Here is a 15,425-nt window from a genome sequence, read left to right on the forward strand (position 1 = left end):
CCTCGCGCAGGGGAGGAACACGCATGCGTGCGCGTCTGTGGCTGGCGCTGACGGCGGCGGCGGCGATCGTCCTGGGCGGCGCCACGGCGATCGTCCTGGGCGGCGCGACCGCGGCGACCGCCACGGGTCCCGTCGCCCTCAGCTCGTCACGCGTGGTCGATCAGTCCGGTGTGCTCTCCGGTGCACAGGTCTCCGAGGTCGACACACGCCTGCGTGCCTTGACCGCGAAGTCGGGTGTCGATCTCTGGGTTGCGTACGTCCCGCAGTTCACCGATCCGTCGACGCCCGAGGACTGGGCGAACCAGACGGCGCAGAACAACGGTCTGGGCCCGCACCAGTACCTCTTGGCGATCTCGACGGACGGCCGTCAGTACTATCTGTCGGGCTCCTCGGCCGGCCCCGTGACCGGCGATGAGCTCACCACGATCGAACGCGAACGGGTGCAGCCGGCGCTGTCGGCCGGCAACTGGGTCGGCGCCGCCACCTCCGCTGCGGACGGCCTGGCCGACGCCATCGCGGGAGGAACCGGCGGCGCCGGGGTCGACGCCGCCGGTATCATCACGCCGATCCTGCTCGTCATCGTGGTGATCGCCCTGGCCGGGCTCATCATCTGGATCGTGATGCGCTCGCGCAGGCGTCGATCGCCCGCGGGGCCCGGCACGGAAACACCGCCCGCGCCCGTGAGCATCGAGGATCTCACGCGCCGCGCGTCCTCGGCTCTGGTTCAGACGGACGACGCGGTCAAAACGAGCGAGCAGGAGCTCGGGTTCGCCCGTGCGCAGTTCGGCGACGAGGCCGCCCGCGAGTTCGAGTCGGCGCTGGCCAGCGCGAAGGCTCAGCTCGATGAGGCGTTCGCCCTCAGGCAGAAGCTCGACGACGAGAGCCCCGACAGCGACGACGACACGCGCGCCTGGAACATGCGCATCATCGAGCTGTGCGAGGCCGCCGACGCGCACCTCGACGAGAAGGCTGCGGCGTTCGACGACCTGCGAAAGCTCGAGCAGAACGCCCCCGACGCACTCGCACGCCTCCGCGAGAAGAAGGAGAGCGTGGCCGGCGCGCACGACACCGCCGTCGCGACGCTCACCGACCTGACGAGCGCGTACGACCCCCTGGCCCTGACCGCGATCGCCGACAACCCCGAGCAGGCATCGCAGCGCCTCGCGTTCGCCGACACGCTGCTGGACACCGCCGCCGCGCAGATCGCCGCCGGCAACACGTCCGCCGCGGCGGTCAGCATCCGCGCTGCGGAGGACGCCGTGGCACAGGCCGAGATGCTGCACAACGCCGTCGCGCGCATGAGCGCCGACCTCGCCCAGGCGGAGGCGGATGCCGCGGCCCTCATCGCCGATCTGGAGACCGACATCGCCGCGGCAACGGCACTGCCCGACCCGGACGGGCGTCTGGCCCCCGTGATCGCGGCCACGCGCGCGCAGGTCGAGGCGGCGCGGCCGCTGGTCACCGGGCCCGCCAAGCGTCCCCTCTTCGCCCGCGAGGGTCTGGACCGCGCCAACGCACAGATCGACGCAGTCCTGGCCGGCATCCGCGACGAGCAGGAGCGCGCGGCGCGCGCATCCGCGCAGCTGGGCGGCCTCATCGCACAGGCGCAGGGCGAGATCTCCGCGGCGGAGGACTTCATCTCTTCACGCCGCGGCGCCGTCGGCGCCGAGGCACGTACCCGCCTCGCCGAGGCCGGCGCGTCGCTCGTGCAGGCCCGCCAGCTGCAGCAGAACGATCCCGCACAGGCTCTTGCCGCCGCACAGCGCGCGCACGAGCTGGCGACGCAGGCGATGCAGGCGGCGCAGAACGATGTCGGCGTCTTCCAGAGCGGTATGTTCGGCGGCTCCGGCGGATCGCAGCGCACGGGTTCGGGCGGCGACATGATGGGCGCCATCCTCGGTGGCATCGTCCTCAACTCCCTGCTCAACGGTGGCGGCGGCAGCCGCTCGCGCTCCGGCGGCGGCTTCGGCGGCCTGGGCGGGGGCGGCAGCATCTCCCCCGGCGGGTTCGGCGGCGCCGGCAGCCGCGCGCGCCGCGGCGGAGGTCGCTTCTGAGCCCGGCATCCGCTCGCCGACTTCGACCGCACGATCCCCTCGCACCCTGGGAAGTCTCCCGTTAGGAAAGGAAAAACGATGGCAAAGCAGTCCATCTTCGGTCGCATCTCGACGCTCGTGAAGGCGAACGTCAACGCCATGCTCGACGCCGCCGAAGACCCGCAGAAGATGCTCGATCAGCTGGTGCGCGATTACACCAACTCCATCGCCGACGCCGAGTCCGCGATCGCCGAGACCATCGGCAACCTGCGCCTGCTCGAGCGCGACCATGAAGAAGACGTGCGCGCCGCCGCCGAATGGGGCAACAAGGCTCTCGCCGCCAGTCGCAAGGCCGACGAGCTGCGTGCGAGCGGCAGCACCGCGGATGCCGACAAGTTCGACAACCTCGCCAAGATCGCGCTGCAGCGCCAGATCAGCGAGGAGAACGAAGCCAAGGCCGTCGAGCCGACGATCAGCTCTCAGACGGAGGTCGTCGCCAAGCTCAAGGACGGCCTCAACGGCATGAAGCAGAAGCTGGAGCAGCTGAAGGCCAAGCGCAGCGAGCTGCTCGCCCGCGCCAAGACCGCAGAAGCGCAGAACAAGGTGCACGACGCGGTCAAGTCGATCGACGTGCTCGACCCCACGAGCGAGCTCGGCCGCTTCGAAGACAAGGTGCGTCGCCAGGAGGCGCTCGCCGCCGGCAAGGCGGAGCTGGCGGCATCCACCCTGGACGCGCAGTTCAACGAGCTCGAGGACGTGGGTGAGCTCACCGAGGTCGAGGCGCGCCTGGCTGCTCTGAAGAGCGGCGGCACCGGCGCGGCGGCGCTGGAGAAGTAGGCAGGATGACGGTCCGCGTCCCGGGGTTCGCCGCACGGCGGATGCCGGGACGCGGACGTCGCGGGGCGCGCAGGGAAGGAAGGGAAGATGACCCGCTTCGTGGTGGTTCCGCAGTGGCAGGGCTCCCCCGCCGCGCGCGCGATGTTGCTCGTGGACGGCGCCGAGGCGATCGCGGGCGACCTGCCTCGCGCGGCGACCGCGCGCGTGGACGTGCCGGCAGAAGCCGGTGAAGCGCTGGAGACCGGCATCCGGCGTTTCAGCGCGCTGCATCGCGTCGCCGACGCCCTCACCGCGGAACTCGCGGTCAGCGACGAGGCGGCACTCATCGTCGGCGGCGACTGCGGCGTCGCCGTCCCCGCGATCGCCCATTATGCCGCCCGACACCCGGAGCTCGCGGTGGTCTGGTTCGACGCGCACGGCGACCTCAACACGGCCGCGACCTCGCCGTCGGGCGCGTTCGGCGGCATGGCCCTGCGCGCCGTGCACGAGAGCGGACCGGTGCCCGGAAGCGGCGCCGTGACGGCCGATCGTCTCGTGCTGGTGGGCGCCCGCGATCTCGACCCGGGCGAGGCCGTGCACCTCGCCGAGAGCGATATCCGCAGCGTCGCGGCCGACGCGATCGGCGACGGCGCGGCGATCGCCGCCGCCGTGGCAGCCACGGGAGCGGAGGCCGTCTACATCCACGTCGACCTCGACGTGCTCGACCCGGCCGAGCTCACCGGTGTGACCCGGCCGACGCCGTTCGGCCTGACGCTGCGGGAGCTGACCGCGGCGATCGCCGCCGCGCGACGCACCCTCCCCCTGGTGGGTGCGTCGATCGCCGGATTCGCTCCGGCGTCTCCGGCCGCGGCCGTCGACGACCTCGGCACGATCCTGCGGGTCGTCGGGGCGCTCGCGTGATCGCGTCGCCCCCGCCGGGCTGGCAGGAACGGGCGGCCCGCGCCGTGGCGCGCGGACGCCGCCTCGATACGCTGATTCCCGGCATCCTGCTCGACTCCCCCCTCAGCCTCGTCGGCTTCTGGTGGGGAACCGCCGTGGGCTGGATCTGGGGCTCGCTGTGGTCGACGGGTCGCATCGATCGGCGCGGAGGCCTCTGGGTGTTCACCGGCATGCCGTCGTGGACGTTCGGCCGCGGCGGGGTCTGCGTCGGCGGGTGCTTCTTGACCGACTCACCGCGCATCAGCGATGACGTGCTGCGTCACGAAGCCGTGCACGCGCGCCAATGGCGCCGCTACGGCTTTCTCATGCCGCTGCTGTACGCCCTGGCGGGACGCGACCCGCTGACGAACCGGTTCGAGATCCTCGCCGGCCTCGAAGAGGGCAACTATGTGGCGCGCGGAGCGTGGGCAGGCACGGTCAGCGAGAGCTGACCAGCCCGAAACGCGCCGGTGTGTGCACCGCCGCAGGCGAGATTCCGAGGCGCTCGGTGAGGTGGTCGAAGATGTCGGCGGTGCCGAGGAATCCGCCGAGAAGGTGGATACGGGTGCCGTCCTGGCACGTCGACTCATCGCCGTCTGCGCAGAGCATCTCATCGGCCCACGCCGTCACGGCCCGGCTGACGGCCTGGCCGGGAGCACAGGAGCGGCCGGTTCCGGGCTGGCCGCTGCGACGTGAGCGGTCGAGCCAGGTGACGACCATCCGCGCCGGAACCGCGATCGGCGTGATCCACGAGGCGTCGGGAACCTCGATGAAGACACGACCGGTCGAGCAGATCGGCAGCGTCGCGATGAGCGCCTCCAGCTCGGCCAGCGCGTGCTCGTCCGCCGTGATGAGCTGCTGCACCCGCGCGTGACGAGACGCCTTGCAGGCGGACTCGTCGTGCACAGCACGCAGCGCGGAGGAGGTCATGATCCTTCGATCATACGCCCATTAAGGCGAGCCTTACCTCAGCGTTCGATGAGGATCGTCGCGAGCGCGTCCACCTCGTCGCGGCGGAGTCCGTGCGCGACGAGGTAGCCCGCCGCCGACCCGAAGCGCTCGCGCACATCCTCCAACAGCGCCTGCATGACGGGTGCCGGCGAGCGTGTCGCGAGGTCTTCGAGATGGCGAGCGTCGGGGTGCACGCTGCGCAGATAGGCGAGCACGCGAGCATTGCGCCGCGCCGGGAGCAGCTGTTCCGTACGCGCGTAATCGGCCACGATCGCGTCATGCTCGACGCCGACGGCGTCCAACAGCAGCGCGACGGCGACGCCCGTGCGGTCCTTCCCGACGGTGCAGTGCACGAGCGCCGGTGCGCCCTCGAGGACGGCGCGGACGACCTCGACCATCCGATCGGCCGACTCGTCGACGAGGCCGCGGTAGACGTCGGCGAGCGAGCGGTCCTCGACGAAGAAGGAGGCGACCGAACCGAGGAAGAGCGGGATCCGGATCGTCTCGAGATCGAGGCCGGCGACGCGGCTGGGCTCGACGGCCACTTCGTCGTCGGCGCGGAGGTCGACGACGCGACGGATTCCGAGACCGACGAGATCCTCGCGGCCGGCCTCGTCCAGCCCGGCGAGATTGCCGGAACGGAACAGCACACCCGCACGCGTGACGCCACCGCCCGCCGGGAGCCCGCCGACGTCGCGGAAGTTCAGAGCGCCGGAGACGATGCTCACGCCGGATCGTCTCCCGCGCCCGTCTGGCGCCCGCGCGGCGGGACCGGATATTTTCCGGCGATCGTGATGCGGTTGAAGGCGTTGATCGACACGAGCAGCCAGCTGATCGCGACGTACTCCTGCTCCGAGAGGATGCCGCCGACGCGGTCGTAGACCTCGTCGGGCACACCCTCCTCGTGGATGAAGACGTAGCACTCCGCCAGTTCGAGAGCCGCGCGTTCGCGGGCCGAGAACACGCCCGAGTCCCGCCAGGCGGCGAGCTGGGCGATCTCATCGATGCCGAGACCCGCCGCGACCGCGCGGTCGACGTGCACGCGCACGCAGTACGCGCATCCGTTGAGCTGCGACGCGTGGATGAGCACCAGCTCCCGCAGGCGCGCATCGATGCCCGCCTCGGCGGCGATCGCGCCGACCGTCTTCGAGAACACCTCCAGCGCGTCGTACGCGGGACGGGCCGACCGGGACAGGTGAACGCGACGCTCGGTGCTCATGCGATCAGCCTAGGACGGGTGGGCCCGCTCGAGCGGGCGAGCGCGCGGCGCAGCCGTGCGTCGAAATCACCGGTGCGAACGCGGATGGAGGCACAATGTCCGGATGGATGAGTTCTCCTTCCTGGCCGATCAGGCCGCCGAGCTCGGCATCGGTGCCGTCCCGCCCGTCCGCCGCCTCACCCACCGCCTCGACGACGGCCGCGTCGTCAGCGCACTGCAGTACGGGGATCCCGTCACGGCAGCCTTCACTCCCCCGCAGGTGACGTTCCTGCACGGCTCCGGCCTCAACGCGCACACGTGGGACACGACGGTGCTCGCCCTCGGCATCCCCGCCCTCGCCGTCGACCTGCCAGGGCACGGCGACTCGTCGTGGCGGGCGGATGCCGCGTACACCGGAGGCGTCCTCGCCGCCGACATCGCCCCGGCCGTCGCCGCGTGGACAGCGGGCACGCCACAGGTGCTCGTCGGTCAATCGCTCGGTGGCCTGACCGCCGCCGCGCTCGCCGCCGCGCACCCCGAGCTCGTGCGCGAGCTGATCGTCGTCGACATCACGCCCGGCATCGACCCGGACGGCGACGCCGCGCAGATCGCCGCCTTCTTCGCCGGCCCCACCGACTGGGCCAGCCGCGAGGAACTCGTCGAGCGGGCGCTCTGGTTCGGACTCGGCGGCTCCCGCGAGGCCGCGACCCGCGGTGTCGCCCTCAACTCGCGTGTGCGTGGGGACGGCCGCGTCGAGTGGAAGCACCACTTCGCGCACCTCGCGAACGCGCTGTCCGGCGACGCGGATGCCGCGGCGAGCGCAGAGGCGCAACGTCACGCGATCCGCGGCGCGCTCACCGCCGAAGGGTGGGATCACCTCGCTGCCGCCACGGCCCCGATCACTCTCGTGCGCGGACGCCGCGGCTTCGTGACGCCCCCGGATGCCGAGGACTTCCATCGTCGCCTCCCGGCGGCATCCCTCGTCGAGGTCGACTCGGGCCACAACGTGCAGGAGGAGCAGCCGGTCGAACTCGCCCGGCTCATCGTGCAGATCGCGCGCGGCTGACGCGACCGATCGCATGACGCTCGGTGTCGCCGCAGCGAACACGGATGACCGCACCCGCCGTCGCAAAGCCTAGGCTGTAACGCGCACCCGAGTCAGCGGGCAGCTGCGCACAGCACGCGCGCATGCCCGCGCTGCCGAAAGGACACCTCTCACATGCTTCGCCGCACCACCGTCGCTGCCGCCGCGCTCCTCGCCGTCGGCGCCCTGCTGCTGACCGCTTGCTCCGGCGGTTCCACGCCCGATGCGTCCCCGACCGTCGTCACCCCCGACCCTGACGCGGTCGTGAACGTGCGCCTCGTCTCCGAGCCGAGCAACCTCGACATCCGCGAGACCGCCGGTGCCGCCCTGGACCAGATCCTGATCGACAACGTCTACCAGGGCCTCGTCTCACGTACTCCCGACCAGAAGATCGAGCCGGAGCTGGCCAGCGACTACAAGGTCTCGCCCGACGGCCTCACCTACACGTTCACGCTCCGCGACGGCGTCACCTTCCACAGCGGGTCACCGCTCACCGTCGATGACGTCGTCTGGTCGCTGGAGCAGGTCAAGTCCACCGCGTCCTACAGCGACTCCGACCGACTCGCACGCGTACAGAGCATCGCCGCGAACGGCAAGGACGTCGTGCTCACGCTCAGCCAGCCCGATTCCAGCCTGCTGTGGAACCTCACCGGACGGGCAGGTCTCGTCCTCAAGAAGGACGACACCACCGATCGCAAGACGAAGGCCAACGGCACCGGGCCGTACAAGCTGACCAGCTGGAAGCAGGGCGACTCGATCACCTTCGACCGCAACGACGCCTACTGGGGCGACAAGGCCAAGGTCAAGGAGGTGGTCTTCAGCTACATTCCCGACAACCAGGCCGCGCTCAACGGTGCCCTCGCCCACGAGCTCGACGTGGTCACGGGCTTCGACGCCAACCTCAAGGACCAGGTCGAGGCGAACGGTGACTTCACTCTCGTGCTCGGAAAGTCGACCGACAAGGGCACGCTCGCGATGAACTCGACGAAGGCGCCCCTGTCCGACAAGCGCGTGCGCCAGGCGATCCGCCAGGCCATCGACCACAACGCCATCGTCAAGGCGCTCGGCGCCGGCCAGACCTTGTACGGCCCGATCCCCGAGCTCGACCCCGGCTACGCGGATCTGTCCTCCACCGCCCCCTTCGACCCGGCCGCCGCGAAGAAGCTCCTCGCCGACGCCGGTGTGAAAGACCTCACGCTCACGCTCACGATCCCCTCGTTCTACGGCACCACGGTGTCTCAGATCCTCGTGTCGAATCTGAATGACGTGGGCATCACGCTGAAGGTGAAGGCCGTCGAGTTCCCGACGTGGCTCAACGACGTCTACATGAACAAGAACTACGACCTCAGCTTCGTGCTGCACACCGAGGCTCGCGACTTCGAGAACTGGGCGAACCCGAACTACTACTACACCTACAACAACCCCGAGGTGCAGAAGCTCTACCAGCAGTCGCTCAGCGCGACCGACGAGCAGACATCCGCTGACCTGCTGGCACAGGCCGCGAAGATCGTCGCCGACGATCAGGCCGCCGACTGGCTGTACAACGGCGCGTCGATCGTCGCCGTGGGCACCAACGTGAGCGGATTCCCGTCGGTCAACGTCAACGAGCGCATCAACCTCGCCGAGCTGGCCAAGAGCAAGGTGTGATCCGCTACGCGCTGACGCGACTGGCCCTGCTCGTGCTGGGCCTGTTCGTCGCCAGCGCGCTGATCTTCCTGACGCTGCGGATCCTTCCCGGCGATGTGGCGCAGCTCATCGCCGGGATCGATGCGGGCCCGGCGCAGGTCGCCGCGATCCGTGAGCGCCTCGGGCTCGCAGAGCCCCTTGCGGTGCAGTACCTGTCCTGGATCGGCGGTGTCTTCCGTGGAGACCTCGGCCAGTCGCTGCTGACCGGTGCCCCTGTGGCGGCCCAGCTCGCCGAGAAGGCCCAGGTGACGATTCCGCTCGGACTCATGGCGATGACCGTCGCCCTGCTGATCGCACTGCCGTTCGGTGTCCTCTCCGCCGTCCGCCGCGGCCGCCCCGACGGCACCGCGCTGTCGGTCGGGGCCCAGACCGTCGCCGCTGTCCCGGTGGTGTGGGCCGGGATGATGCTGGTGCTCGTGTTCGCTGTCTGGCTCGGCTGGGTGCCCGCCCAGGGGTTCCCGCGCGCAGGCTGGAACGACCCGGCATCCGCCGTCCGGGCGCTGCTGTTGCCGGCCATCACGATCGGCGTCGTCGAGGGGGCGATGCTGATGCGGTTCGTGCGTTCTGCGACCCTCCAGGCGACGGGAGAGGACTTCGTCCGCACGGCGGCGGCGAAGGGCCTCACCCGCACGCAAGCCCTCATCCGGCACGGACTGCCCACGGTGGGGCTGTCCATCATCACGGTTCTGGGGCTGCAGGTGGCGGGCATCATCGTCGGCGCCGTCGTCATCGAGCAGCTGTTCAGCCTGCCCGGCATCGGACGCATGCTTGTCGAGGACGTCGGCAAGCGCGACCTGCTCAAGGTGCAGGGCGAGCTGCTGGTACTCACCGGCTTCGTGCTCGTCGTCGGCTTCGTCGTCGACCTCGTCCACCGCCTCATCGACCCTCGACAGCGGGAGGCGGAGTGAGCAGGTTCACCTGGCTGCGTCGGCTGTGGGCACTGTCGACCGGACGCTTCGGCCTCGTCGTCGTGCTGGCGATCGGCGCCGTCGCCCTGGTCGCACGGTTCTGGCTGCCGTTCGATCCGCAGACAGTCGACGTCGAGGGACGCTGGGCTGCGCCGGGGTGGCCGCACCTGCTCGGCACGGACGGCGCGGGCCGCGACATCCTGAGCCTGCTGATGGCCGGAGCGCGCACGACGGTGTGGGTGGCTCTCGGTGCCGGACTCGTGGCGACCGTCATCGGCGGCGCCCTCGCGACCCTCGGCGCCCTCACCGCGCGGTGGGTGCGGGAGAGCGTCGCGGTGCTCGTCGACATCCTGATCGCGTTCCCGGTGCTGCTGATCGCCATGATGATCTCGTCGGTCTGGGGCGGCTCGCTGTGGGTCGTGATCGTCTCGGTCGGCATCGGCTTCGGCGTCAACATCGCACGGGTGACGCGCCCCGAATTACGCCGCGTGCTGCACAGCGACTTCGTGCTCGCCGGTCGCGCCGCCGGCCTCACCCCGTTGCAGAATCTGTACCGCCACCTGCTGCCGAACGTCGCGCCGGTGTTCATCGTCCAGCTGTCGTGGGGTATGGCCGTCGCCGTGCTCGCCGAGGCCGGGCTCAGCTACCTCGGCTTCGGCGCCCCGCTCACCGAGCCCAGCTGGGGGCTGCTGCTGAAGGATCTGCAGCAGTACATCTCCGTGCACCCGCTCAGCGTCGTCTGGCCGGGACTGGCGATCACGATCACGGTGCTCGGGCTCAACCTGCTCGGCGACGCGCTGCGCGAAGCGACCGACCCCACCCTCACGCGTCGGCGCACGGCGGCGCAGACCCACACGACGGCGGTGATCTCATGAGCCTCGTGGTGCGCAACCTCTCGATCGAGATCGAGGGCCGCCGCGTCGTCGACGACGTCTCCTTCGACGTTCCCGACGGCGCGCGGGTGGGCCTCATCGGAGAGTCGGGGTCGGGCAAGTCCCTCACCGCGCTCGCCATCCTCGGTCTGCTGCCGGATGCCGCGACGGCCACCGGCAGCATCCGCTGGAATGAGCGCGAGCTGATCGGCCTGCCGGACCGCGAACTCGCCCGGCTGCGCGGAGATGAGATCGGCATCGTCTTCCAGGAGCCGCGCACAGCGCTGAACCCGATCCGCACCGTCGGACGTCAGATCGCCGAGTCGGTGCGCATCCACGAAGGCCTCGGTCGGCGGGATGCCGCGGCGCGCGCGATCGCCGAGGCGGAGCGTGTGCACCTGCCCGACCCTGCGCAGATCGTCCGCCGCTACCCGCACCAGCTCTCCGGCGGGCAGCGCCAGCGCGTGGCCATCGCCATGGCCCTCGCCTGCCGGCCGCGGCTCCTGATCGCCGACGAGCCGACGACGGCCCTCGACGTCACGATCCAGGCGGAGGTGCTCGAACTGCTCGCCGGTCTCGTCGCCCGCGACGGGATGTCCCTCGTGTTCATCACGCACGACCTCGCGGTGCTCTCCCAGATCGCCACGCATGCCGTCGTGCTGGAGCACGGGCGCGTGGTCGAGCACGGGCCGCTCTCACGGCTGCTCACGGCACCGGCATCGCCGGTGACTCAGGGATTGCTGCGCGACGCCACCGCGACGCTGTGGCGACCGGGAGGTGGGGCATGAACGCGGCTCCCCTGCTCAGCGCGCGCGCTGTCAGCCGTCGATTCCGCCAGCGCGGAACCGGCCTGTTCGGCCGGGCGCGATGGACCACGGCTCTCGAGGACGCCGACGTCGATGTCTTCGCAGGCTCCGCCGTCGGCATCATCGGCGAGTCGGGCTCCGGCAAGTCGACTCTCGTCAGGCTGCTGCTGGGGCTGGACGTCCCCACGACAGGCACCGTCACGATGGCGGGCCGCTCGGTCGATGCGCGCGCCTCGGCGCGGTCGCTGCACTGGCTGCGCCGCGAGACCGGCATCGTGTTCCAGGATCCGTACGCGTCGCTGGACCCCCGCATGAGCATCGGACGGATCGTCGGCGAGCCCCTCTGGGCGCTGGACATCCCGGGAGATCGCCGTGCGCGCGTGCGCGAGGTGCTCGAGGCCGTCGGGCTCGAGGCCGCGATGGCCGACCGCTACCCGCACGAGTTCTCCGGCGGGCAGCGCCAGCGCATCGCTCTGGCACGCGCGATCGTGCACCGCCCTCGCATCCTCGTCGGCGATGAACCGCTCTCGGCGCTCGATGTCACGGTGCGCGCGCAGATCCTGGAACTGCTGCGCGAGCTGCGGCAGCGGGAGAGTCTCACCCTCGTGATGGTGTCGCACGACATCGGCGTCGTGCAGAACCTCTGCGACGAAGTGATCGTCATGAAGGACGGCCGCATCGTCGAGGAGGGCCCCACCGAGAAGGTCCTGCTCGCCCCGCAGGTCGCCTACACCCGTCGACTGCTCGCCTCCATCCCGGTGATCGACCCGCCGCGGGAGTGATCGCTCGCGAGCGCGGACGTCAGCCGGCAGCGCACGTCGGATGCCGAGCGTAGGGTGACGCCATGTTCGCGATCGTCCCGCCGTATCTGCTGTCTCGCCTGGCCGCCACCGACGCCCCGCACCTCGCGGACGCGGCCGAGGCCGCCCGCGCGACCCTCGCGATCCCCCGGGCGTACCTCCCCGGGCATGAACGGGGGCGCGCGCGCCTGGATCTCTCGGTCGACGGTGATGCTCTCGTGCTCCAGGGAGAGCCCGCGCCCGACCGGGTCGTCTCGGACGTCCGGCACCGCGAGACGCTTCCGGGCGTGCGTGTGCGCGGTGAAGACGACCCGCCCGTCGCGGATGCGGCCGTGAACCAGGCCTTCGACGGGCTGGGCGCGAGCTTCGATCTGTTCTGGGACGCGTTCGCACGCCGCTCGATCGACGGCGCGGGCGGAACCCTCGCGGCGAGCGTGCACTACGGCGACCGCTACGACAACGCGTTCTGGAACGGCGAGCGCATGGTGTTCGGCGACGGCGACGGCGAGGTCTTCCGGGGCTTCACCTCGTCGATCAGCGTCATCGGACACGAACTCGGTCACGGTGTGATCGAGCACGGCGGCGGCCTCGCGTATCAGGGCCAGTCCGGCGCCCTGAACGAATCCGTCGCCGACGTCTTCGGCGCGCTGACCGAGCAGCACCTGCACGGCCAGAGCGCCGCGGAGGCGTCGTGGCTGATCGGCGCCGGCATCTTCACCGATGCCGTGCAGGGGGTGGCGCTGCGGTCGATGAAGGCGCCAGGAACGGCGTACGACGACGACGTACTCGGCACAGATCCTCAGCCGGCCCACATGCGCGATTTCGTCCACACGAGCGAGGACAACGGCGGTGTGCACATCAACTCCGGCATCCCTAACAAGGCCTTCCACCTCGTCGCCACCGCCCTCAGCGGCTCTGCGTGGGAGCGGGCCGGCCGCATCTGGTACCTCACGGTGACGGAGGGCACTCTGTCGCCGACGGCGGATTTCTCCGCGTTCGCGGCAGCGACCACCGCGGTCGCGCAGCGGGAGTACGGTGAGAGATCGGAGGAAGCCGACGCCGTCCGCACCGCGTGGAACGCCGTCGGCGTGACCGCCCGTGACGAATCACCCCGACCCGCGCGTCCCGCCGGAGTCCACGGCTGACCCGGACGCCCGAACCCTGAGTGTGAGTGTGGCGCGCGCCGGCGGTGTCGCGGGAGTCACCCGCCGATGGCAGGTGTCGGCGCCTCCCCAGGAGAGTGCGCACTGGATTCCGCTGGTGGAACGCTGCCCCTGGGACGCCGCCGGCACGGCCGGAGACTCCGCTGCCCCGACCTCCGCCGCTTCTGTCGCCTCGCGCGGCGCCGACCGCTTCACCTGGACCATCGAAGCGCGCATCGACGGTCGTTCCCACCGTGCGATCGTCAGCGAGGCGGAGGCCCAGGGCGCGTGGCGCGCCCTGATCGACGCCGTCCGCGCGGCCACGCCCTCAGCCCGCTGACTGCTCCGAGCGCTCTGAGCGTGAGAACAGCGACCGCTTCTTCTTCGCGGGCGACAGCTGCTTCTGCAGGTAGATCGTGCCGAGCCAGCGGCCGAACTTGAAGCCGACGCGGCCCATGCGTCCGACCTCGACGAAGCCGAGCCTCTCGTGCAGCGCGATCGACGACTCCGCGCCCTTGTCGCTGATCACCGCGACCATCTGATGGATGCCGGCCGCTTCGCTGGCCGCGATCAGCGCCTCCAGGAGCGCGCGGCCGAGCCCTTTGCCCGTCGCAGCCTGCCCCAGGTAGATCGAGTTCTCCACGCTGTAGCGATAGGCCGACTTCGCCGACATCGGCTGCACGAGCGCGTAGCCGAGGATCTGACCGCCCGGGGACTGCGCGACGAGGAACGGCATCCCCAACTTCGAGAGGTGGGCGAGCTTCTCGCGCCACTGAGCCAGCGACCACTTCTTCTCGTCGAAGGTCACGACCGAGTTGGTGACGTAGTAGTTGTAGATCTCCCGAATGTCGGGGATGTCGCCGTCACGCACCGGCCTGATCTCGTACGAGAAGGGACGCTCCTGCTCGCTGCGCCGCAGATGCACGGGCAGCCGCCGGCGACTCTTGTCGTACTCCTCCTCCAGCATGTCGCTCAGCCTAAACGCCAGTCGACCGGCGTCGCACCCTGCTGCGCCAGCAGGTCGTTGACGCGCGAGAAGGGCCGTGACCCGAAGAAGCCGCGGCTGGCCGACAGCGGAGACGGATGGGCCGACTCCACGATCGGCGTCTCCCCGAGAAGAGGGCGGAGGTTCGCGGCATCCCGCCCCCACAGCACCGCGACCAGAGGCCGATCCCGGGCGACGAGGGTGCGGATCGCGTGCTCGGTGACCGTCTCCCATCCCCACCCGCGGTGCGACGCGGGAGCGCCGGGGGCCACCGTCAGCACGCGGTTGAGCAGCATGACGCCCTGGTCGCTCCAGGCGGAGAGGTCGCCGTGGGGCGCCCGCGGAATGCCGAGGTCGGCCTCGAGCTCCTGGTAGATGTTCGCCAGGCTCCGCGGCAGGGGCCGCACGTGCGCATCGACGGCGAACGAGAGGCCGATCGGGTGACCCGGCGTCGGGTAGGGGTCCTGCCCGACGATGAGCACCTTGACCTCGGCGACCGGCCTCGCGAAGGCGCGGAGCACCTTGTCTCCGGCCGGAAGATAGTGCCGACCCGCCGCGGTCTCGGCGCGCAGGCGCTCACCGAGGGCGGCGATATCCGGCGCCACGGGAGCGAGCGCGCGCGCCCAGTCGGCATCGATGAGTCCGGCGGCTGCCAGCTCATCGAGTGCCATCGCCATCAGGCGCTCGCCTCCGCGCCGGCGTCCTCCTCGATCACCGAGCCGGCGGCCGACCACGGGAAGTCGATCCAGCGGTCGGTCTCGCGCCACGAGAAGTCGGGCTGGGCGACACTGCCGGGCTTCGTGTAGATGCAGACCGATCGCACGTCGGCATCGGCGTCGCGCAGCATCTTGACGGCGAGGGCGAGCGTGCGCCCACTGTCGGCGACGTCGTCGACGAGCAGGACGCGCTTGCCGGGCAGGTAACCGAGGTCGAGGTCGGGCGGCAGCAGCGCCGGCGCCTCGAGCACGGTGCCGATGCCGGTGTAGAACTCCACGTTCAGGGCGCCGCAGCTCTTCACCCCCAGACCGTAAGCGATGGCACCGGCGGGCAGCAGACCCCCGCGGGCGATCGCCACCACGACGTCGGGAACGAACCCGTCCGCCACGATCGATCGGGACAACGCCCGGGTCGCCTCACCGAAACCGTCCCACGTCAGTACTTCGCGCTCGCTCGTCACGGCATTCAGCCTAGGCGCCGCTGCGGTG

The 15,425-nt window shown here is 70.7% G+C and carries 18 protein-coding genes; 12 read left to right on the forward strand and 6 right to left on the reverse strand.

Features of this window, described 5'->3' with window-relative positions; genetic code table 11:
- Nucleotides 1-23: 23 nt before the first annotated feature.
- From HMPREF1529_RS00900 to HMPREF1529_RS00915, 4 genes are all read left to right on the forward strand, one after another.
- On the forward strand, nt 24-2,054 hold the full coding sequence (locus HMPREF1529_RS00900) for a TPM domain-containing protein (RefSeq protein WP_016463331.1): 2,031 nt from the start codon (nt 24-26) through the stop codon (nt 2,052-2,054).
- Nucleotides 2,055-2,132: 78 nt separating this feature from the next.
- Nucleotides 2,133-2,870: a PspA/IM30 family protein gene (locus HMPREF1529_RS00905; RefSeq protein WP_016463332.1), complete on the forward strand. Its 738-nt coding sequence runs from the start codon at nt 2,133-2,135 to the stop codon at nt 2,868-2,870.
- Nucleotides 2,871-2,957: 87 nt separating this feature from the next.
- Nucleotides 2,958-3,770, forward strand: coding sequence for an arginase family protein (locus HMPREF1529_RS00910; protein ID WP_016463333.1), 813 nt, complete (start codon nt 2,958-2,960; stop codon nt 3,768-3,770).
- Nucleotides 3,767-4,240, forward strand: coding sequence for a hypothetical protein (locus tag HMPREF1529_RS00915; protein WP_016463334.1), 474 nt, complete (start codon nt 3,767-3,769; stop codon nt 4,238-4,240). The genes HMPREF1529_RS00910 and HMPREF1529_RS00915 overlap by 4 nt, the downstream gene beginning before the upstream one ends.
- Here the strand turns inward: HMPREF1529_RS00915 and HMPREF1529_RS00920 are convergent.
- Genes HMPREF1529_RS00920 through HMPREF1529_RS00930 form a run of 3 tightly spaced genes read right to left on the reverse strand, consistent with a single transcriptional unit; the run spans nt 4,227 to nt 5,958 of the window.
- Nucleotides 4,227-4,718, reverse strand: a complete 492-nt coding sequence (locus tag HMPREF1529_RS00920; protein WP_016463335.1) for an SIP domain-containing protein — start codon at nt 4,716-4,718, stop codon at nt 4,227-4,229. The genes HMPREF1529_RS00915 and HMPREF1529_RS00920 overlap by 14 nt on opposite strands.
- Nucleotides 4,719-4,756: 38 nt before the next feature.
- Entirely contained in the window at nt 4,757-5,467 is a 711-nt protein-coding gene (locus HMPREF1529_RS00925) for a tyrosine-protein phosphatase (RefSeq protein WP_005048393.1), read from the reverse strand.
- Nucleotides 5,464-5,958, reverse strand: coding sequence for a carboxymuconolactone decarboxylase family protein (locus HMPREF1529_RS00930; protein WP_005048390.1), 495 nt, complete (start codon nt 5,956-5,958; stop codon nt 5,464-5,466). The genes HMPREF1529_RS00925 and HMPREF1529_RS00930 overlap by 4 nt, the downstream gene beginning before the upstream one ends.
- A 103-nt stretch (nt 5,959-6,061) precedes the next feature.
- On the opposite strand from HMPREF1529_RS00930, the gene HMPREF1529_RS00935 reads away from it, so the two are divergent.
- The 8 genes from HMPREF1529_RS00935 (at nt 6,062) to HMPREF1529_RS00970 (ending at nt 13,575) form a co-directional block, all read left to right on the forward strand.
- Nucleotides 6,062-7,003: an alpha/beta hydrolase gene (locus tag HMPREF1529_RS00935; RefSeq protein ID WP_016463336.1), complete on the forward strand. Its 942-nt coding sequence runs from the start codon at nt 6,062-6,064 to the stop codon at nt 7,001-7,003.
- Nucleotides 7,004-7,156: 153 nt separating this feature from the next.
- Nucleotides 7,157-8,668, forward strand: coding sequence for an ABC transporter substrate-binding protein (locus HMPREF1529_RS00940; protein WP_016463337.1), 1,512 nt, complete (start codon nt 7,157-7,159; stop codon nt 8,666-8,668).
- Nucleotides 8,665-9,615 carry an ABC transporter permease gene (locus HMPREF1529_RS00945; RefSeq protein WP_016463338.1) on the forward strand — a complete coding sequence of 317 codons (951 nt, stop codon included), beginning with the start codon at nt 8,665-8,667 and terminating at the stop codon, nt 9,613-9,615. The genes HMPREF1529_RS00940 and HMPREF1529_RS00945 overlap by 4 nt, the downstream gene beginning before the upstream one ends.
- Nucleotides 9,612-10,490, forward strand: a complete 879-nt coding sequence (locus HMPREF1529_RS00950; protein WP_016463339.1) for an ABC transporter permease — start codon at nt 9,612-9,614, stop codon at nt 10,488-10,490. The genes HMPREF1529_RS00945 and HMPREF1529_RS00950 overlap by 4 nt, the downstream gene beginning before the upstream one ends.
- Nucleotides 10,487-11,275, forward strand: a complete 789-nt coding sequence (locus HMPREF1529_RS00955) for an ATP-binding cassette domain-containing protein (RefSeq protein WP_005048378.1) — start codon at nt 10,487-10,489, stop codon at nt 11,273-11,275. The genes HMPREF1529_RS00950 and HMPREF1529_RS00955 overlap by 4 nt, the downstream gene beginning before the upstream one ends.
- Entirely contained in the window at nt 11,272-12,075 is an 804-nt protein-coding gene (locus HMPREF1529_RS00960) for an ABC transporter ATP-binding protein (RefSeq protein WP_005048375.1), read from the forward strand. The genes HMPREF1529_RS00955 and HMPREF1529_RS00960 overlap by 4 nt, the downstream gene beginning before the upstream one ends.
- A 62-nt stretch (nt 12,076-12,137) precedes the next feature.
- The gene (locus tag HMPREF1529_RS00965; protein ID WP_016463340.1) at nt 12,138-13,238 is read left to right on the forward strand and encodes a M4 family metallopeptidase; all 1,101 of its coding nucleotides are present in this window, start codon (nt 12,138-12,140) and stop codon (nt 13,236-13,238) included.
- A gap of 22 nt (nt 13,239-13,260) precedes the next feature.
- A complete protein-coding gene (locus tag HMPREF1529_RS00970) occupies nt 13,261-13,575 on the forward strand; it encodes a protealysin inhibitor emfourin (protein ID WP_231860909.1) in 315 nt (104 codons plus the stop codon).
- On the opposite strand, the gene HMPREF1529_RS00975 is transcribed toward HMPREF1529_RS00970, so the two are convergent.
- From HMPREF1529_RS00975 to HMPREF1529_RS00985, 3 genes are read right to left on the reverse strand one after another with little or no spacing between them, the layout of a single operon-like run.
- Entirely contained in the window at nt 13,564-14,202 is a 639-nt protein-coding gene (locus tag HMPREF1529_RS00975) for a GNAT family N-acetyltransferase (RefSeq protein ID WP_005048370.1), read from the reverse strand. The two genes, HMPREF1529_RS00970 and HMPREF1529_RS00975, sit on opposite strands and share 12 nt — an antisense overlap.
- Before the next feature lie 5 nt (nt 14,203-14,207).
- The gene (locus tag HMPREF1529_RS00980; RefSeq protein ID WP_016463341.1) at nt 14,208-14,897 is read right to left on the reverse strand and encodes a uracil-DNA glycosylase; all 690 of its coding nucleotides are present in this window, start codon (nt 14,895-14,897) and stop codon (nt 14,208-14,210) included.
- Nucleotides 14,897-15,397 (reverse strand): phosphoribosyltransferase, encoded by a 501-nt coding sequence (locus HMPREF1529_RS00985; RefSeq protein WP_016463342.1) that lies wholly within the window; start codon nt 15,395-15,397, stop codon nt 14,897-14,899. The genes HMPREF1529_RS00980 and HMPREF1529_RS00985 overlap by 1 nt, the downstream gene beginning before the upstream one ends.
- Nucleotides 15,398-15,425: the final 28 nt, after the last annotated feature.

Origin of the sequence: Microbacterium sp. oral taxon 186 str. F0373 (assembly GCF_000411455.1) — a bacterium.
Classification (GTDB): Bacteria; Actinomycetota; Actinomycetes; order Actinomycetales; family Microbacteriaceae; genus Microbacterium.